Source organism: Nitratireductor basaltis, assembly GCF_000733725.1.
Classification (GTDB): Bacteria; Pseudomonadota; Alphaproteobacteria; order Rhizobiales; family Rhizobiaceae; genus Chelativorans; species Chelativorans basaltis.
Genome location: NZ_JMQM01000001.1, coordinates 1,611,891 through 1,629,132, shown reverse-complemented (window position 1 = coordinate 1,629,132; position 17,242 = coordinate 1,611,891). Strand labels below are relative to the sequence as shown.

Sequence of the window (17,242 nt, the reverse complement as noted above, 5' to 3'; positions counted from 1 at the left end):
CGTGGCAAGGGCGCGACGTGCTCAGTCTCCGGCAACGAAGAAAAGCCATTCCCCATCCGGCGTGATAGCCGTGCGGTAGAAGATATAGGCGCCGAAAGTGCGCATTTCCGAATAGTCGCCGGCTGTCACAAGCGTGAAAAGCTCCACCTTCTGCTGCGCGGTCAGCTCCTCCAGCGGCACGGAGAAGAAATACGGCCAGACATAAAGCTCGCGATCCGTGCCTTCATCGAGATGCACATATCCCGCTTCCAGCACTTCCAGAAGTATTGCCAGGATCTCCTGGCCTTCATCATCGCCCGAAATTTCCCTCAGAAACTCGATCGGGTCGCCATCGAGCCCGCCAAGCGCCATCTGGGTGCGGTTCTTTCCGGTGCCGATCAGAGGACGCAGTCTCTCGATGTCGCCGCTGCGTGCAGCTTCCATCAAGAGCTTGCGCATGCGCTGAACGGGCTCGGGCAGGGCCGTCACGTCATAGTGAACGTCCGGCACAGGTGTTTCTTCGCGCGTGTCGGGACGGGTGACATTGCCATCAGGCGGCGTGTCGCCGGGGTCATTGGCCGCGTTTGGGTCACCACCGGGGGAAGGGATATGCGAGGCAGGCGGTGCGGTGCCTTCCTCTTCCGCATCCCCGTCAAGTCCGTTGCCGGAACTTGCAGCAGCAAAGCTGGCAGATGCAGACAGAAGGAGCAGGCACGCTCCGGCAAGTATGGGGCGCAAAGACTTGTAAGCGCTCATCGGGACAAGGTCCTGGAATGGCTGTGCGAAAGCGGTTTCACGTCCCGCATTCATAGCACATATCGGTTTCAGTGGCAGACGCGCTCGGCTGCAAAATCACCGGCAATGACACGGCTGCGCATCTGGTCCAGCAGATCGAGAAACTTGTCTTCGCAGCCCATGCGAACCAGTTCCTCCAGGGCTGTCTCCAGCGCTTCTTCCGCGATGATCTCGGGTTCGATGCCGGCCCACAGGCCTTCTGCCCAGGCAGCGCTGTGGCTTGCGGCGGAACTGCTGCGCTTTTCTTCTTCAAGCTTGGCGTCGATATCTGCGGCTGTCATGAACATGTTCTGAAACTCCACCCGCGCACCCGAACGAACCGTGCGATGCGCGTTGATCCCGATTACATCCCCCGCAACGAAAATAGCATGAGCGATGCACTGCTACCTCTAAACGCGCAGGTCGTGGTAAATTTTGGGTAAGCGACACGGAGATTTGGCTCAATTGCCGTAGCGAAGCACCATCTCGTCTGAGATTTTGGCACCCTCGTCCATGTAGCGGCGGAAGGCATGGCGCGCTGAAGGCGTGCAGCGGCGATAGATGGCCTGGAACGAACGGTAGCCATGGTTGAAGCGCGCGATCATGTTGCTGCGCCGTTCATCCTCAGGACCCTCCGCCTGCAGGAGCGATAGCATGCGCTCGCGCCAGACATCGCTCTTCTCGCCACACAGATTGCTGAGAAAATGCACCGAACCGAGCACCTCCGACAGCCGCAGAAGCTGGTTGTCGTAAGGCGTTTCAATTGCCCGTGCCGGTGCTGTCGCCAAAAGGGCGGTGACGGCAGCCATGGCCAGAATGGTTCGTCTCAGTCGCATGCCTGCTTGTTGCGTCCTATCCTCGTGCCTTGCAAGACAAATTTGCCGAGAGTGTTAAGAGCCGCGCGTGGAGGCAAGGTCCTCCACGATCTCCAGGGTCGACCCGATGACCGGCATCTGCCGCATCTCTTCAAGGGAAAACCAGCCGGCCTCGCGCGCATCACTGCCTGCCAACAGGGTGCCATCGAATATCGTCAGCCGGAAGACATCGAGCCGGAAGGGCGGGCGTCCATCGACATTCTCGACCATGATCTGGCAGATGAATTGCGGCGCGGAACCTTGTATCCCCGTCTCCTCGAGAAGCTCACGACATGCTGCCTGCCCAGATGTCTCGCCGGGCTCGACCTTGCCCCCTGGAAAACCGTACTGGTCGGCATAAGGCGGGTTCATGCGACGGGTGAGAAGGAACTTGCCATCCTTCTCCGCCACCACGGCGACAGCTGCAATTTCGCTCAATGCCTGCTCCTTGATGCGGTTGGGCCGACTGTCGCATGCCATTGCCAGCATGCTTTCGCCTCCCTACCATTTGAAGCTATCTGACAAAAAGGGAAGCATGCGATGTGTGGCCGGTTTTCGCTGACGGCTTCGCCCGGGGAGGTGGAAGCGCTCCTGGGCGTTGTGGATATCGAGGCATTCCCGCCGCGCTACAATATCGCCCCAACGCAGCCCGTGCTCGTGGCCTTATCTACCGGCCCCCGTGAGCCCGGCTCCAACCGGCCTGACCGCGAGGCGAAGCTGGTCCGCTGGGGCTTCCTGCCCTCATGGGTGAAGGATCCGAAGAAGTTTCCGCTCATCATCAATGCGCGCAGCGAGACGGTTGCCGAAAAGAACAGCTTTCGTGCGGCCGTCCGTCACCGCCGCGGGCTTCTTCCCGCATCAGGCTTCTACGAGTGGAAACGGGAGGGCGGCAAGAGTGTTCAACCTTATTGGGTGCGCCCGCGCGATGGCGGCGTCATCGCATTTGCAGCATTGCTGGAAACCTACAGCGAACCCGGTGGCAGCGAGATCGACACGGGCTGCATCCTGACCGCCGCGGCCAATGAGGAATTCGCCCCCATCCACGACCGCATGCCGGTGATGATTCCGCAGGACCAGTTCTCCCGCTGGCTGGACTGCGTCAACAACGAGCCGCGCGACGTGGCTGACCTGATGACCGCGCCCCAGCCAGGGGTCTTCGAGGCAATTCCCGTCTCCAATCTCGTGAACAAGGTTGCCAATACGGGACTTGAAATCCAGGAGCGGGTGGAGCCGGCCGAATTGGTCGCACCGGCCGGCAGGAAATCGAAAGGCGATGACGGCCAGATGCAGCTCTTCTGATTACGCATCATCGAACAACCGCCTGCAGGTGAGCAGGCGGTTAAGCCCGTCGCCACTTGCGCATACATCAGCCTCTGGGCATAGGGAAGCCATGACAGCTCCTCTTTTTGCCCCGCTTGCTGCAGGATTCCTGCTCGGCGGCTCCCTCATCATCGCAATTGGCGCGCAGAATGCCTTCATCCTGCGCCAGGGCCTGCTGCGCGAGCATGTCTTCGTGCTCTGCCTCATATGTGCGCTGGCAGATGCGGTGTTGATTCTGGCCGGTGTAGCGGGTGTGGGAACGTTTGTTTCCAACTCTCCGCGCCTCATCACCATCGTGACCTTGGGGGGAGGGCTGTTTCTCAGCGTCTACGCCGTCATGGCATTTCGCCGGGCGCTTCATCCGGAAGGTATGAGTGCTGCGCGTAACGGCGATGGCTCGCTGCGTGACGCGATTGCGACCTGTCTGGCTTTCACCTTCCTCAACCCCCATGTCTATCTCGACACGGTGGTGCTCATAGGTTCGCTCTCCGGAGCCTATGAAGGGAACGCGCGTGCGGCCTATGCTGCAGGTGCAGTGGCTGCATCCTTCACATGGTTCTTTGCACTGGGCTATGGCGCGCGGCTGCTTCAGCCGTTTTTCGCGCGCCCTGCCTCCTGGCGCATTCTCGACACGCTTATTGGTGCCGTAATGCTCGCGCTGGCCCTAAGCCTCTTCGCGCGGCTGATATGAGCGCTTCTTCGGCTCTTCCTGCTTCGGCTTGGAGCAGCAAAGCGCGCCCCTGACGGCGGCGGGACCGACATTGCGGTACTCTTCCACGAGCTGCGCCTTCATCTCTGGTTTCGCTTCGGTGTTCGCTTGAACTTGGGCCATGATAATTGCCTGGCTATTCCTGTTTCACTTCCTGGCGATTTGCTGAGCGATTCCGTCGAAATCATGTCGCTAACGTCTCAGCGCGGCTCCAGTTCATAAAAAATGCGCGCAGATGCTTAACATCCTGTTCACGATGACTTTCGCACATTCACGAATTTGGAGCTTCAATTGAAGCGAATGCCGCGCTTGACGCGCGGTTGTATCAAGGCGATAACCACGCCCATGAAAACGCCGTGCACCACGATCTGCATTTGCATTATTGGCTAGCGCCTCACGCTGGTCCGGTCGTTTTCGCCCTCGCTTCCCTGACACGAAAAACGCCCTGGCCAGCCGGCCGGTCACGTGGTTCATCGTCAATGGGATAGGGCATGTCTGAGAACGATCAAAATCTGCGCATCTACAACACGCTCACCCGCGAGAAGGAGGTTTTCAAGCCTCTCGATCCGAAGAATGTGCGCATGTATGTCTGCGGGCCAACCGTCTATGACTTTGCCCATATCGGCAATGCGCGGCCCGTCATCGTCTTCGACGTGCTGTTCCGCCTGCTTCGCCATCTCTATGGCGATGAGCACGTCACCTATGTGCGCAACATCACGGACGTGGACGACAAGATCAACGCGCGCGCCCTTCGCGACTTCCCCGGCCTGCCGCTCAACGAGGCGATCCGAAGTGTTACGGAAAAGACGGCGAACCAGTTCCACGAGGATGTGAAAGCGCTCGGCTGCCTGGAGCCGACGGTGGAGCCGCGCGCGACCGATTTCGTGCTGCCGCGCGACGATGGCAAAGCGGATATGGTGAGTTTGATTCAGTCTCTCATCAATCGCGGCCATGCCTATGCCGCAAAAGGCGAAATCCTCTTCGACACGACCTCGATGGCCGATTATGGCGGCCTGTCCAAGCGCAAGCTGGAAGACCAGCGCGCCGGCGCGCGGGTGGCGGTCGATGACCACAAGAAGAACCCCGGCGACTTCGTGCTCTGGAAGGAATCCTCAGCCGAAGAACCCGGTTGGGACGCAAGCTTCATCGTGGACGGAAATCCGCTCGTCATCCGCGGTCGCCCCGGCTGGCATATCGAGTGCTCGGCCATGTCGGCCGCCTATCTTGGCGAGACATTCGACATTCACGGTGGCGGGCTGGACCTGATCTTCCCCCACCACGAAAACGAGATCGCCCAGTCCCGCTGCGCCCACGGCACCGAAATGATGGCGCGCTACTGGATGCATAACGGCTTCGTGCAGGTCGAAGGCCGCAAGATGTCGAAGTCGGAAGGCAATTTCGTCACCATCCACGACCTGCTCCACACCGAAAAATTCGGCGGCCGCAAATGGCCCGGCGAAGTGCTGCGCCTTGCGATGCTCATGACCCATTACAGGGAGCCGATCGATTTTTCGGTGCGCAAGCTGGAGGAAGCGGAGAGCGTGCTCGACGGATGGTATCGTGCTGTCGGTGATGCGCCAACGGGCGGCATCGACTGTGCAGACACGATCGGCGCCTTGCTCGACGACCTTAACACGACGGGTGGGATCACGGCTCTGCACGAACTTCGCGCCGAAGCGGCCAAGGGCAGCGAAGGCGCCCGCAAATGCCTCAAGGCGAGCGCAGCCCTTCTCGGCTTGCTCGGTCAGACCGAAAGCGAGTGGTTCGCTTCCAAGGTTTCGGCGGACACCGACACCGCCAGCCTGGAAGAGCGGGTCACAAGGCGCCTCACGCTGCTCAAGGAAAAAAACTTCCCCGAAGCCGACCGCATTCGTGACGAGCTCGCTGCCGAGGGCATCCAACTGATGGACTACAAGGACCCCGAGACGGGCGAGCGGCGGACGAAATGGGAGGTGAAGGGGTAGGAGATGTTGTGCCACCCAACCCCCCTCTGTCCTGCCGGACATCTCCCCCTCAAGGGGGGAGATTGGCGGGGTCTCCCATTTCGCCCCACCTTTCAGCGGTGGACGCAACTCAGCCACTTGCCACTCTCCCCCCTTGAGGGGGAGATGCCCGGCAGGGCAGAGGGGGGTGTTCTTGGCGCCAAGCCATCAGCGGCACACCGCACGGAGGTGCCGCTATGACCCACTACAGGGTATCGCCAGTAACGCGAAAACATGCCCGCCGCATGCGCCGCGCGATGACCGAGCCGGAAGCCAGGCTGTGGAACGAGATCCGCGCTCATAGGCTCATGGGCCTCTCCTTCCGACGCCAGATGCCGATTGCGGGCTACATCGCCGACTTCGCCTGCCCGTCACACAGACTCATCATTGAGATTGACGGCAGTCAGCACGCCGAGCCTGAGAGCAGTGAACGCGATCGAAAGCGACAGGCGAATTTGGAGCAGCTTTGCTGGACCATTATCCGCTTCTGGAACGACGACATCCTTCATTCCATCGACGAGGTCTGCAGCCATGTTGTGGCCGTGGCGCAGGCGATGGAAATTCACCCGAACCCACCGGAACTCCGCTCATGACCCGCGAACGCATCTATCTCTTCGACACGACCTTGCGCGACGGCCAGCAGACGCCGGGGATTGATTTTTCGGTCGAGGACAAGCAGGCAATCGCGAAGATGCTGGACGAATTCGGCATCGATTATGTCGAGGGCGGCTATCCGGGGGCAAACCCGACCGACACGGTGTTTTTCGAGAAGAAGCGCACACGGCGCGCGCAATTCGTGGCTTTCGGCATGACGAAGCGTGCGGGCGTTTCAGTGTCGAACGATCCGGGTGTCACCGGCCTCCTGCAGTCGAAGGCCGACGCCATCTGCTATGTGGCCAAAAGCTGGGACTACCATGTGCGCGTGGCGCTTGGCTGCACCAATGAGGAAAACCTGGAATCGATCAGCGCATCCGTAACCGCCGCCCGCGAGGCAGGGCGCGAGCCGATGGTGGATTGCGAGCATTTCTTCGATGGCTATAAGGCCAATCCGGATTATGCGCTGGCTTGCGCGAAGGCCGCGATCGAGGCGGGTGCGCGCTGGGTGGTACTGTGCGACACCAATGGCGGAACGCAGCCGGCGGAAATCCGCGAAATCGTGAAAGCCGTGATCGAGGCAGGCATTCCGGGCCAGAATCTCGGCATCCACGCTCACGACGATACCGGTCAGGCGGTTGCCAATTCGCTTGCTGCCGTTGAAGCGGGTGTCCGCCAGATCCAGGGCACGCTGAACGGCATCGGCGAGCGTTGCGGCAATGCCAATCTGGTAACGCTGATCCCCACGCTGCTTTTGAAGCCGGCCTATGCGGAGCGTTTCGAGCTTGGCATCGAGCGTGATGATCTGGCTGGCCTGACCAAGCTTTCGCGCGCCTTTGACGAATTGCTCAACCGCGCTCCGGATGCGCAGGCGCCCTATGTCGGTGCCTCGGCCTTCGCGACAAAGGCGGGCATCCACGCCTCCGCACTTCTGAAGGAGCCGGAAACCTATGAGCATGTGCCGCCGGAAACGGTCGGCAATTCGCGCCGGGTCATGGTGTCCGACCAGGGCGGCAAGGCGAATTTCATCGCCGAGCTGAAGCGCCGTGGCATCGCGGTGGCAAAGGGTGATCCCCGCCTTGATACGCTGATAGCACTCGTGAAGGAGCGCGAGGCGCAGGGCTATGCCTATGAGGGCGCTGACGCGAGCTTCAATCTGCTGGCCCGCCGCACGCTTGGCCAGGTGCCGGAATTCTTTAAGGTCGACAGCTTCCGCTGCATGGTGGAACGCCGCTACGACGCCAATGGCAGTCTGAAGACGGTTTCCGAGGCCGTTGTGCGCGTGACGGTCGACGGCGAGGAATTGATGTCGGTGGCCGAAGGGCACGGCCCGGTCAACGCGCTCGATATCGCGCTGCGCAAGGATCTGGGCAAATATCAAGGCGAAATCGCAGACCTTTCGCTCACCGACTACAAGGTGCGCATCCTCAATGGCGGTACCGAAGCCATCACCCGTGTACTAATCGAAAGTCAGGATGGTACAGGCCACAGATGGTGGACGGTCGGTGTGTCGGACAATATCATCGACGCATCGTTCCAGGCCTTGATGGACTCCATCGTCTACAAGCTGGTCACCAATCGCGAAAAGGTCGGCCAAGCGGCCGAATAATATATGGCTGAGACGGATATCGGGGAGGAGGCGCAGGCTGCCCAGGGGGCGCTGCGCGGTTTCGGCTTTGCCTTCATGGCCTATTTTTTCTGGGGGCTGATGCCCTTTTTCATGAAGGCCGTGGCGCATATGCCCGCAGCCGAAGTGGTTGCTCATCGGGTGGTGTGGTCCGTACCGCTGGCCGGTGTGGTGCTGATGGTGCTAGGCCGCACGGCGGATGTCGCCGCCGCATTGCGTTCGCCTCGCACGCTCGTCATGGCGGCAATCACGGCGACCGTCATCTCCATCAACTGGGGCACCTATGTCTGGGCGATCTCCGTCGACCGGACGGTGGAGACCGCGCTCGGCTACTATATCAACCCGCTGGTATCCATCGGACTTGCAGCACTCTTTCTTGGCGAGAAGCTGACACGCATGCAAATGGCCGCTGTCGGCCTCGCCATAATCGCCGTGGTCATTCTCACGGTGAATGCGGGCGGCCTTCCCTGGGTGTCGCTGGTGCTGGCACTCGCATTCGCGATTTATGGCTTCCTGCGCAAGACCTTGCCCATCGGTCCAAGCCAGGGCTTTTTCCTCGAAGTGCTTTTGATGGCGATACCGGCGCTGGGCTACATTCTGTGGCTGGAAGGCACGGGGCAGGGGCACTTCTTCACAAGCGATACGAGCGACATCCTGCTCCTGCTTGCCTGTGGTCCGATCACGGCCGTCCCGCTGCTGCTTTACGGCTTCGGCGCAAAGCTCCTGCGCTATTCCACCATCGGCATCATGCAATATATTGCGCCGACCATGATCTTCCTGATCGCGGTCTTCATCTTTGCCGAACCCTTCGACACCGTGCGGGCCATCGCCTTCGTCCTGATTTGGGCAGGCCTGGCGCTCTACACGCTATCGATGTTCCAGGAGAGCCGGAAGGCGAAGGCAGCTGCGGCAGCGCCGCTGCGTTGAGGCCATTGGACCGAACCTTGCTACATGCGCTCTATGACGGCTTCCTCGCCATCCCGGCTCTGGGATGCGGATGAGAGGATCTGCACGATCTCGTCCACCGTCTGCACCACCTCGGGGCGCACGCGGTTGGCGGAATGAATGAAGCCTTCCTCGCGCATATGATCGAGAAGCGCCATCATCGGGTCCCAGAAACCATTGATACTGGCAAAGATCATCGGCTTGTCGTGACGGCCAAGCTGTGCCCAGGTCATGATCTCGACGATCTCCTCCACCGTGCCGATGCCGCCAGGCAGTGCGACGAAGGCATCGGAACGTTCGAACATCTTGTGTTTGCGCTCGTGCATGTCCTCGGTGACGATGAGTTCGTCGAGATCGACAAGCTCGTCTTCCGAAGCTTCCCTGTTCATCAGGAAACGCGGAATGATGCCGGTCACATGGCCGCCATTCTCGCGGCAGCCGGCTGCAACGGCACCCATGATGCCCCTGGTGCCGCCGCCATAGATAAGGCTCATGCCCGCTTTGGCGATTGAAGCACCAAGCTGCCGGCCCGCCGCCATAAAAGCCTCGTCATGGCCCTTGGATGAGCCGCAATAAACGCAAACGGATTTGATCTGGGTCATGCAACGCTTTTGCAGTGGCGCCTGCCTGCCGGTCAAGATCAAATGAACACCGCATCGGTCGGAGGGATCGGATAGCGCGCGTTTTTTGCTGCGAAAATCTTCAAAAACCGGTGAAAAACCCGCTGATAAGCCTATGTTTATTGTAGCATCTCACAAAAAGGGATAGATCGATAAGGGGCTCAGGGAACTTTAGAAACATGCCGACCGCTCCTATCAAGATACTGCTTTATGTCCTCGGTGCACTCGTGGGTGCGGCTGGCGTTGCCTACTACACCGGCACTCTGGATCCGCTCCTGGATAAAGACGATGCCCGCAGCCAGGTTGCTGCCACGCAGGATCAGGGCGAGAGCGGTACATCCGGCGCACCGGCTTCAACGACAACGGCCAAATCCGACCGCAGCGAAGCCTCCTCTGACAATGCAGGTGCTGATGATCCCGCCGGTGCCGCAGCTGAAGGCGAGGGCACGCAGGACGGTGAAGTTGCGGTCCCCCGCTTCGATCTTGTCCGTGCCGAACCGAACGGCAGCCTCGTAGTGGCGGGCAATGCCGCGCCAGAATCCGAGATTGAAGTCCTTTCCGGCACCCGCGTGCTCGCAAAGGTCCGCTCAGGGCCGAGCGGGGATTTTGTGGCTGTGCTTGAAGATCCGCTTTCCGCCGGTGACCACAATATCGTTCTTCGTTCCACGAGTCCCGACAAGCTGGCTGCCACTTCCGTCGAAACGGCGATCGTGTCCATCCCTGAAGATGACCGCGGCCAGGTCTTGGCGATGGTACAGGAGCCGGGGGCTCCCACGCGCGTTGTCTCGCGTCCCGAGGCGCCCAAGCCTGTCGCCCATCAGCCAGGTGACGGTGGATCCACAGGCGCGAGCAGCGATGCTGCAACCACCGAAACCGCTGACAGCTCTCAAGCCACCTCCGCCGAAGGCGAACAGCAGGCGGTTCTCGACCGCAGTGCGCAGAATGCGGGTGGTGAAGAGGAAGTGGCCGCTTCACAAGGCACTTCGTCTGCAGAAACAGGCGAAACGGATGCGCGAGCTCAGGTTGCGCAGTCATCCGATGCCGGTTCCACCGCTGACGAAACAGCGCAGCCCCAGGTCAACACCGAAACGGCACAAGCGCAGGTTGGAGCTGATGCTGTGGATGAGCAGACCGCTTCCGGTCTGAAGGACAGTGATGCCGCTACGGATGAAACGCGCGAAATGGCTGCCGCGACGAGTGCCGGTGATGATACCGCTGCGCGCGCGGCGGTTGGTCCGGCACAGGCCACGGGTCTGCCTGATGACACCACCCTGTCGGTGATGCCCTTCATAGAAGCGGTCGAAATCGACGGTGAACAGGTATTCGTCGCCGGACGTGCCGCCAAGGGCGCAACGGTGAGGGTCTATTTCGACGACATGCTGATAGGCCAGTCCGAAGCGGGCCCTGACGGACACTTCCTCGTTGACGCCAGGAGGGAGATACCGGTCGGCAACTACACCGTACGCGTGGACGTGATAGGAGCGGACGGAGCCGAAGTCATCGCGCGTGCTGCCGTGCCCTTCACCCGTGAATCGGGCAGCCATGTCGCTGCCGTCGCCTCCGCGCCACAATCCACTTCGCAAAGTGATACGGCCTCTGCCGACAATGAGAGCGGAGACCGGGCACAAGCCGGCGCAACCGGCGACAGCGGTTCTGCTGGCGGGCAAGACCCGTTTGGCGCTGCATCTTCTACCGCAGAATCTGACCCGGTAATGCCGGTTGAGGAGCAGGAGACCGCCAACAGTTCCGACGGGTCTGGAGAAGCTGCAGATACTTCAGCCGATGCTGCAGCATCTGGTGCAACAGGCATTGAGGCTACAGATCGGGAAATGGCTGCGGTTGCTGCAGACGGTTCCAACACCTCCGAAGATACTGCCAACGCGGGCTCACCTTCCGCATCCATGTCTGAAACCACTGCACCCGCCCTCCAGCCGGTCGATGGTGCGGTGATCATCCGCCGAGGCGATACGCTGTGGCACATCTCCCGGCGTGTCTATGGCCGCGGGTTGCGGTACACGACCATCTACCTCGCCAATCAGGACCAGATTCGCGATCCCGACCTCATCTGGCCCGGTCAGGTTTTCGCATTGCCCGCCGAGAGCGCAGAGGGCGAACCCGCTGATCTGTCGGTCATCCAGGAGCGGCGTAGAGGCAACTCACCCAATTGAGGATGAGATTCGTCGCAAAGGCGCAGCGTTTCTTGTAACCGCATAATTCATCGTATATCGTCGATCTACGATGAATGGACATGTAACCCCAAATCCGAAGCAGGATCAGGTGCTGGCCCGCCGCTTCGCGGCCATGGCCCATCCTGCCCGTCTGGCAATCCTGCAGCAGCTTGCCGCGCAGGACGCGTGTTGCTGCAAGGATGTGGTCGGTCGTGTAGGTCTTGCCCAATCGACCGTGTCACAGCATCTGAAGATACTTCAGGAAGCAGGGCTGGTCGATTACCGGCAGGAGCGGCCCCGCTCGCGCTACACGATCAACAGACGCGTGCTGGATGAAACCCGCGCCCGCATGAACCATTTCCTCGATGACTGCTGCACCCGGCAAGTGCCTGCAGGCCACGAATAGAAATTTCAAGGCAGTATCAATTGTCCCAGAAAACCGTCTCGGCCGATTCCGGCTCCACCTTCCAGACGCTGCGCAATCTTTGGCCCTATATGTGGCCCTTCAGCCGCCCGGACTTGAAGCGTCGCGTCTTGTTCGCCTCGATGTTCCTGGTCTTGGCAAAGGTCATACTCGTCCTCGTTCCCTATTTCTACAAATGGGCAACCAACGCGTTGTCGGGAGAGGGGGGTGTGCCGGGCTGGCTTCCCCCGCTTCTGGCAGGACCGATCATGCTGGTGCTGGCCTACAATGTGGTGCGCATCACCCAACTCGGCTTCAATCAGCTGCGCGACGCGCTCTTTGCCAAGGTCGGGCAGCACGCGGTGCGCCAACTTGCCTACCGGACCTTCGTGCACATGCACGAGCTGTCGCTGCGTTTTCATCTGGAACGGCGCACGGGCGGTCTGTCGCGCATCATTGAGCGCGGCACCAAGGGCATAGACACGATCGTCCGCTTCACCATTCTCAACACGATCCCGACATTGCTCGAATTTGCACTTGCGGCCGGCATTTTTGCCTTCGCCTACGGAGCGGCCTATGTCGCCATCATTGCGGTGACGGTCGGGCTCTACATTTGGTTCACCGTGAAGGCGAGCGACTGGCGGATCAGCATACGCCGCCAGATGAACGAGGCCGACACGGACGCCAACACCAAGGCGATCGACTCGCTTCTCAACTTCGAAACGGTCAAATATTTCAACAATGAGACCATGGAGGCCGAGCGTTATGATCGCTCCATGGCGCGCTACGAACAGGCAGCCACGCGAACCTGGACGTCACTTGGCTGGCTCAATTTCGGTCAGGGCGTCATCTTCGGCGTCGGCATGGCTGCGGCCATGGGCCTTTCTGCCTATGAGGTGATGCAGGGCACGCAGACGGTTGGCGACTTTGTCTTCATCAACGCCATGCTGATGCAGCTTTCCATTCCGTTGAATTTTATCGGTTCCGTCTATCGTGAAATCCGCCAGGGCCTGACAGACATCGAGGAGATGTTCGCGCTCCTCGACGTCAGGGCCGAAGTCACCGACAGGCCCGATGCAGGCGCGCTCGAAGTCGCGACGGGACATGTGCGCTTCGACAACGTGATTTTCGCCTATGACCCGCAGCGGCCAATTCTCAAGGGCGTGAGCTTCGATATTTCGCCAGGCAAGACAGTTGCCGTCGTCGGGCCGTCGGGAGCGGGCAAATCCACGATCTCGCGCCTGCTGTTCCGCTTCTACGATGTGCAATCCGGCGCTGTTACCATTGACGGTCAGGATGTGCGCGACGTTACTCAGAAGAGCTTGCGCGCGAGCATCGGCATGGTTCCGCAGGACACGGTGCTCTTCAATGACACCATCGCCTACAATATCCGCTACGGGCGTCCCGATGCCAGTGATGAGGACGTGCGTCGCGCCGCCGAACTGGCGCAGATTTCCGATTTCATCGAAAGCCTGCCCGATGGCTATGATTCCATGGTCGGCGAGCGTGGCCTGAAGCTTTCGGGTGGTGAGAAGCAGCGTGTGGCCATAGCACGCACCATACTGAAGGCGCCGCCTATCCTGATCCTCGACGAGGCCACTTCGGCGCTCGACACCCATACCGAGCAGGAGATTCAGGCAGCACTCGATCTGGTCTCCCGAGGCCGCACGACGCTGGTCATTGCGCACAGGCTCTCCACGGTCATCACTGCCGATGAGGTGATCGTCCTCAAGGGCGGCGAGATCGCCGAACGCGGCACCCATCGGGAACTTCTCGACGCCGGCGGGCTTTACGCAGATATGTGGAACCGCCAGCGCGAGGCAAGCGAGGCAGAGGAGAGGCTGCGTATTGCAAGGGAGACGGATGAGCTTGGCATCATTGTGCGCAAGAGGCCGGCCTACGAGGAATAGTGCAACCTTGGGTGCTGGTGAAAACCGTTTTATTTCGCCCGCCCATGCGCTAGGAAGGCGGCACCATAAAGCCTCATGAAAGCGCGAATGACATGAACCTGCTCGACACGATCCGGCACACTTTTGTTCCCATCCATCGAGAAGGCTACCCCTTCATCGCAGCCTTTGCCGTGGGGACGGTAATTCTCGGACTCATATGGGACCCGCTGTTCTGGATCGGCGTGATCCTGACCGCCTGGTGCGTCTATTTCTTTCGCGATCCGCCGCGCGTCACGCCCGTGGATGACAAGCTGGTCATCGCGCCCGCCGACGGTATTGTCTCTTCCGTGAAGCCCGCTGTTCCGCCAGCGGAGCTTGGGCTTGGCGATGAGGAGATGACGCGCATCTCCGTTTTCATGAATGTCTTTTCATGCCACATCAACCGCGCTCCCGTGCGTGGCCGTATTTCCGCGGTAGAACACCGCCCGGGACGTTTCCTCAACGCGGAGCTTGACAAGGCAAGCCGTGAGAACGAGCGCAACTCGCTGATCATCGAAAGCGCGCATGGTCCCGTACCCGTCGTTCAGATCGCCGGGCTTGTGGCTCGCCGCATTGTCTGCTGGGTCGATGTTCCGGGTGAAGTTGCCGTGGGCGAACGCTTCGGCCTCATCCGTTTCGGGTCGCGCGTTGACGTCTACCTGCCGGAAAATGCGCGTCCGCGCGTTGCGGTCGGCCAGCTGGCCGTGGGCGGTGAGACGGTTATCGCTGAATTTGGAAGCGAAGCACCGCCGCCAGTCGTAAGGGCGTCCTGATGGTAGGTCCATTCCAGCCCTTCCAGCCCCACAGCAACGGCGGCGGTCCGCGTCTCCGTGAGATGCCGCTGCGCCTTATCGTGCCCAATCTGATCACCATTCTCGCAATCTGTGCGGGCCTTTCAGGCATTCGCCTGGCCTTCGAATTGCGCTTCGAACTGGCGGTCATGATGGTGCTGCTGGCCGCATTTCTCGATGCGGTCGACGGGCGTGTGGCACGCATGCTCAAGGCCTCTTCCAGCTTTGGCGCTCAAATGGATTCGCTGGCGGATATCGTGAATTTCGGCGTAGCGCCTGCGCTGGTGCTTTACGCCTATCTGCTGAATGGCGCGGGTGCGATCGGCTGGATTGCGGCCTTGCTCTTTGCAATCGCCTGCGCGCTGCGCCTGGCCCGTTTCAATGTCATGCTCGAGGATGAAGATCGCCCGGCATGGCAGGGTGACTATTTCGTGGGCGTTCCAGCACCTGCCGGGGCGGCCCTCGTCATGCTGCCTGTCTATCTGGGCTTCCTTGGGCTCACGCCGCAGCCCGTGTTCGTATATGCGTCCATTGCCTACACCGTGGCCATCGGCATTCTCATGGTCAGCAAGCTGCCGGTCTACTCGGGCAAGGCATCCGGCAGTCGCGTGCGGCGCGAATTCGTCCTTCCTGTAATGTTCGCGGTAGTGCTCTATGCGCTGCTTCTGGCGAGCTATACCTGGGCGACCATGGCCGCTTCCGCGGTGGCCTATCTGCTTTTCCTGAGCTTCGGCACACGCGCATACATCAAGCGCGCGGCACGCGAGGAAGAAAAGCTGAAAGCGAACCAAACGGAAGACGGCACCAGCGCGGGTTAATGCGCTCGAGGCCTGCCTGCAGGAAGAGCGGCAGGTGAAGCCGCCGCGCGATCAGGCAGCTTCCTCCACGCGTTCTTCTTCCTGAATCCGGATCCCGCGCGCTTCCAGCATGCGGTTGAGAAGCGCCTGTGAGGCGCGCAATTCGCCGTTTTGCGAGCGCAGCTTGAGTGTTTCTAGGGTTACCGGTTCGAGCGTTCTGACCGACAGGGCAGGCAGAAGACGGCTCCCACCGGAGAGCGAAAAGGCGGTCTTTTCCGAACCTTTCACATAGATCGGCACGACCTGCGCATCCGCACGCATTGCGATGCGGGCAATCGCGCGAAACAGACGAAAGCTGCGTTTGTCGGGAGAAGTATCGTCGGGCAGATAGACCGCGAGGCGCCCGCCGCCCTTGAGGCGCTGGACAAGCCTGCGGCTCACAAAGACATGCCGCGCATTGAACGAGATGCACCGTCCCAGGCCGCGCCATGGGTCCAGCCACCAGGAACGCGCGGAGGCCTCATCAAGAATGTGAAGCGTGTCTTCCGGTAGGAGCGAGAGCATCAGGGCGGGATCGAGCCGCGACTGATGCCACACCGCATAGATAACCGGTGTAGGCGCGTTGCGCGCCACATGAATCTGCCGGTCGGAGATGCGGTACCAGAGCTTGAACGGGACATAGAGCAGGGCCTGCTTGAACCCTATGCCCAACCGGGCAATCGCAAAGGCGGCCAGCGCCACCCATAGGGCGGATATGGCGATGATGACGGCAATGGCTATGTGCATCGTTGTCTCCCGCTACATGAACGGGTGCCCGCAAGGCGGCACCGCATGTGTCTTTCGCGAGCATCAGGATCCGGACGCTTGTCCGGATCATGCCGCCCATCGCCCCGCGTGCTGCATGACGTCAGGCCGGTGCAGCGCCGTGCAGGGTAACCCAAAGAGATCAGCCGTCAAAGTAGAAGTGGAAGCTAGGCCGGCATCTGGTAGGTCGTGAAGCGGTTCTGCGGCACGTCGAAGATCTTGCCGGTCTCTGTCAGCTGCGGGCTCGTCAGATGCAAAATCCTGGCGGCTACCTCGCTTGGATGCGGCAGAGTATCGGGATCCTCGCCCGGCATGGCTTGTGCGCGCATGGCAGTGCGCGTTGCACCCGGATTGACCGAATTCACGCGCAGCGGCATGTTCTTCGTCTCGTCCGCCCATGATCGCGCCAGAGCCTCGACGGCTGCCTTGGAGGCCGCATAAGGCCCCCAAAATGCCCTCGCGGAGTGAGCGGAACTGGACGACATGATCACCGCACGGCCAGCGTCGGACGCACGCAGCAACGGATCGAGGCTGCGGATCAGGCGCCAGGTAGCCGTGACATTGATCTCCATGACCTTCTCGAAGGTCTTCGCCTCCACATGGCCGATCGGGGAGATCACGCCAAGTACAGCGGCATTGGCCACCATGATGTCGAGTTTGCCCCAACGCTCATGCAAGGCGCCGCCGATCCGGTCGATGCCTGCCATGTCTTTCAGGTCCAGTGGCACCAGCGTTGCCTCGCCACCAGCTGCCTTGATCTCGTCGTCGAGTTCTTCAAGCCCGCCCACCGTGCGCGCGACAGCAATCACATGCGCGCCTGCTGCGGCAAGTTCCCTGGCTATGAAATAGCCGATACCGCGCGAGGCACCGGTAACAAGGGCCGTGCGGCCGGAAAGGTCGGGCTTTTCCGTCATGATCGTCGTCCTGAAATCGAGAGTAGAGGCGGG

19 protein-coding genes are annotated in these 17,242 nt (G+C 60.7%); 11 read left to right on the top strand and 8 right to left on the bottom strand.

The window, feature by feature from the left end; genetic code table 11:
* Window positions 1-21: 21 nt before the first annotated feature.
* The 4 genes from EL18_RS07900 to EL18_RS07885 all read right to left on the bottom strand — a co-directional run bounded on the left by EL18_RS07900 (window position 22) and on the right by EL18_RS07885 (window position 2,096).
* Complete coding sequence (locus tag EL18_RS07900; protein WP_081871213.1) at window positions 22-735, bottom strand: hypothetical protein; 714 nt, start codon at window positions 733-735, stop codon at window positions 22-24.
* Window positions 736-803: 68 nt separating this feature from the next.
* Complete coding sequence (locus EL18_RS07895) at window positions 804-1,061, bottom strand: hypothetical protein (protein ID WP_036481572.1); 258 nt, start codon at window positions 1,059-1,061, stop codon at window positions 804-806.
* A 153-nt stretch (window positions 1,062-1,214) separates the two neighbouring features.
* Window positions 1,215-1,589 carry a TIGR02301 family protein gene (locus EL18_RS07890; RefSeq protein WP_036481570.1) on the bottom strand — a complete coding sequence of 125 codons (375 nt, stop codon included), beginning with the start codon at window positions 1,587-1,589 and terminating at the stop codon, window positions 1,215-1,217.
* Between the two features lie 54 nt (window positions 1,590-1,643).
* Entirely contained in the window at window positions 1,644-2,096 is a 453-nt protein-coding gene (locus EL18_RS07885; protein ID WP_244444534.1) for an NUDIX hydrolase, read from the bottom strand.
* Between the two features lie 51 nt (window positions 2,097-2,147).
* Here EL18_RS07885 and EL18_RS07880 point away from each other — a divergent pair, with 51 nt between their 5' ends.
* Together EL18_RS07880 and EL18_RS07875 are read left to right on the top strand one after the other, a co-directional pair.
* On the top strand, window positions 2,148-2,906 hold the full coding sequence (locus tag EL18_RS07880; RefSeq protein WP_036481568.1) for an SOS response-associated peptidase: 759 nt from the start codon (window positions 2,148-2,150) through the stop codon (window positions 2,904-2,906).
* Between the two features lie 91 nt (window positions 2,907-2,997).
* Complete coding sequence (locus tag EL18_RS07875; RefSeq protein ID WP_036481565.1) at window positions 2,998-3,618, top strand: LysE/ArgO family amino acid transporter; 621 nt, start codon at window positions 2,998-3,000, stop codon at window positions 3,616-3,618.
* Here the strand turns inward: EL18_RS07875 and EL18_RS17775 are convergent.
* A complete protein-coding gene (locus EL18_RS17775) occupies window positions 3,592-3,759 on the bottom strand; it encodes a transcriptional regulator (RefSeq protein ID WP_152552975.1) in 168 nt (55 codons plus the stop codon). The two genes, EL18_RS07875 and EL18_RS17775, sit on opposite strands and share 27 nt — an antisense overlap.
* Window positions 3,760-4,127: 368 nt before the next feature.
* Between EL18_RS17775 and cysS the strand changes: the two genes are divergently transcribed.
* The 4 genes from cysS (at window position 4,128) to rarD (ending at window position 8,766) form a co-directional block, all read left to right on the top strand.
* Window positions 4,128-5,600 carry a cysteine--tRNA ligase gene (cysS, locus tag EL18_RS07870; protein ID WP_036481553.1) on the top strand — a complete coding sequence of 491 codons (1,473 nt, stop codon included), beginning with the start codon at window positions 4,128-4,130 and terminating at the stop codon, window positions 5,598-5,600.
* Between the two features lie 215 nt (window positions 5,601-5,815).
* The gene (locus EL18_RS07865; RefSeq protein WP_036481550.1) at window positions 5,816-6,211 is read left to right on the top strand and encodes an endonuclease domain-containing protein; all 396 of its coding nucleotides are present in this window, start codon (window positions 5,816-5,818) and stop codon (window positions 6,209-6,211) included.
* Window positions 6,208-7,821 (top strand): citramalate synthase, encoded by a 1,614-nt coding sequence (cimA, locus tag EL18_RS07860; RefSeq protein WP_036481547.1) that lies wholly within the window; start codon window positions 6,208-6,210, stop codon window positions 7,819-7,821. The genes EL18_RS07865 and cimA overlap by 4 nt, the downstream gene beginning before the upstream one ends.
* Before the next feature lie 3 nt (window positions 7,822-7,824).
* Window positions 7,825-8,766, top strand: coding sequence for an EamA family transporter RarD (gene rarD, locus EL18_RS07855; protein ID WP_036481545.1), 942 nt, complete (start codon window positions 7,825-7,827; stop codon window positions 8,764-8,766).
* Window positions 8,767-8,786: 20 nt separating this feature from the next.
* On the opposite strand, the gene EL18_RS07850 is transcribed toward rarD, so the two are convergent.
* On the bottom strand, window positions 8,787-9,386 hold the full coding sequence (locus tag EL18_RS07850; protein WP_036481542.1) for an LOG family protein: 600 nt from the start codon (window positions 9,384-9,386) through the stop codon (window positions 8,787-8,789).
* Window positions 9,387-9,583: 197 nt separating this feature from the next.
* Between EL18_RS07850 and EL18_RS18185 the strand changes: the two genes are divergently transcribed.
* The 5 genes from EL18_RS18185 (at window position 9,584) to pssA (ending at window position 15,512) form a co-directional block, all read left to right on the top strand.
* A complete protein-coding gene (locus tag EL18_RS18185; RefSeq protein WP_036481540.1) occupies window positions 9,584-11,572 on the top strand; it encodes a LysM peptidoglycan-binding domain-containing protein in 1,989 nt (662 codons plus the stop codon).
* A 70-nt stretch (window positions 11,573-11,642) separates the two neighbouring features.
* Window positions 11,643-11,978 carry an ArsR/SmtB family transcription factor gene (locus EL18_RS07840; protein ID WP_036481537.1) on the top strand — a complete coding sequence of 112 codons (336 nt, stop codon included), beginning with the start codon at window positions 11,643-11,645 and terminating at the stop codon, window positions 11,976-11,978.
* Between the two features lie 20 nt (window positions 11,979-11,998).
* A complete protein-coding gene (locus EL18_RS07835; protein WP_036481535.1) occupies window positions 11,999-13,885 on the top strand; it encodes an ABCB family ABC transporter ATP-binding protein/permease in 1,887 nt (628 codons plus the stop codon).
* Between the two features lie 65 nt (window positions 13,886-13,950).
* On the top strand, window positions 13,951-14,676 hold the full coding sequence (locus tag EL18_RS07830) for a phosphatidylserine decarboxylase (protein WP_280113665.1): 726 nt from the start codon (window positions 13,951-13,953) through the stop codon (window positions 14,674-14,676).
* Window positions 14,676-15,512, top strand: coding sequence for a CDP-diacylglycerol--serine O-phosphatidyltransferase (pssA, locus tag EL18_RS07825; protein WP_036481530.1), 837 nt, complete (start codon window positions 14,676-14,678; stop codon window positions 15,510-15,512). The genes EL18_RS07830 and pssA overlap by 1 nt, the downstream gene beginning before the upstream one ends.
* 51 nt (window positions 15,513-15,563) lie before the next feature.
* Here pssA and EL18_RS07820 read toward each other — a convergent pair whose 3' ends face one another.
* Together EL18_RS07820 and EL18_RS07815 are read right to left on the bottom strand one after the other, a co-directional pair.
* Window positions 15,564-16,277, bottom strand: a complete 714-nt coding sequence (locus EL18_RS07820; protein WP_036481528.1) for a 1-acyl-sn-glycerol-3-phosphate acyltransferase — start codon at window positions 16,275-16,277, stop codon at window positions 15,564-15,566.
* A gap of 185 nt (window positions 16,278-16,462) precedes the next feature.
* Complete coding sequence (locus EL18_RS07815; protein WP_036481526.1) at window positions 16,463-17,209, bottom strand: SDR family NAD(P)-dependent oxidoreductase; 747 nt, start codon at window positions 17,207-17,209, stop codon at window positions 16,463-16,465.
* Between the last annotated feature and the right edge of the window lie 33 nt (window positions 17,210-17,242).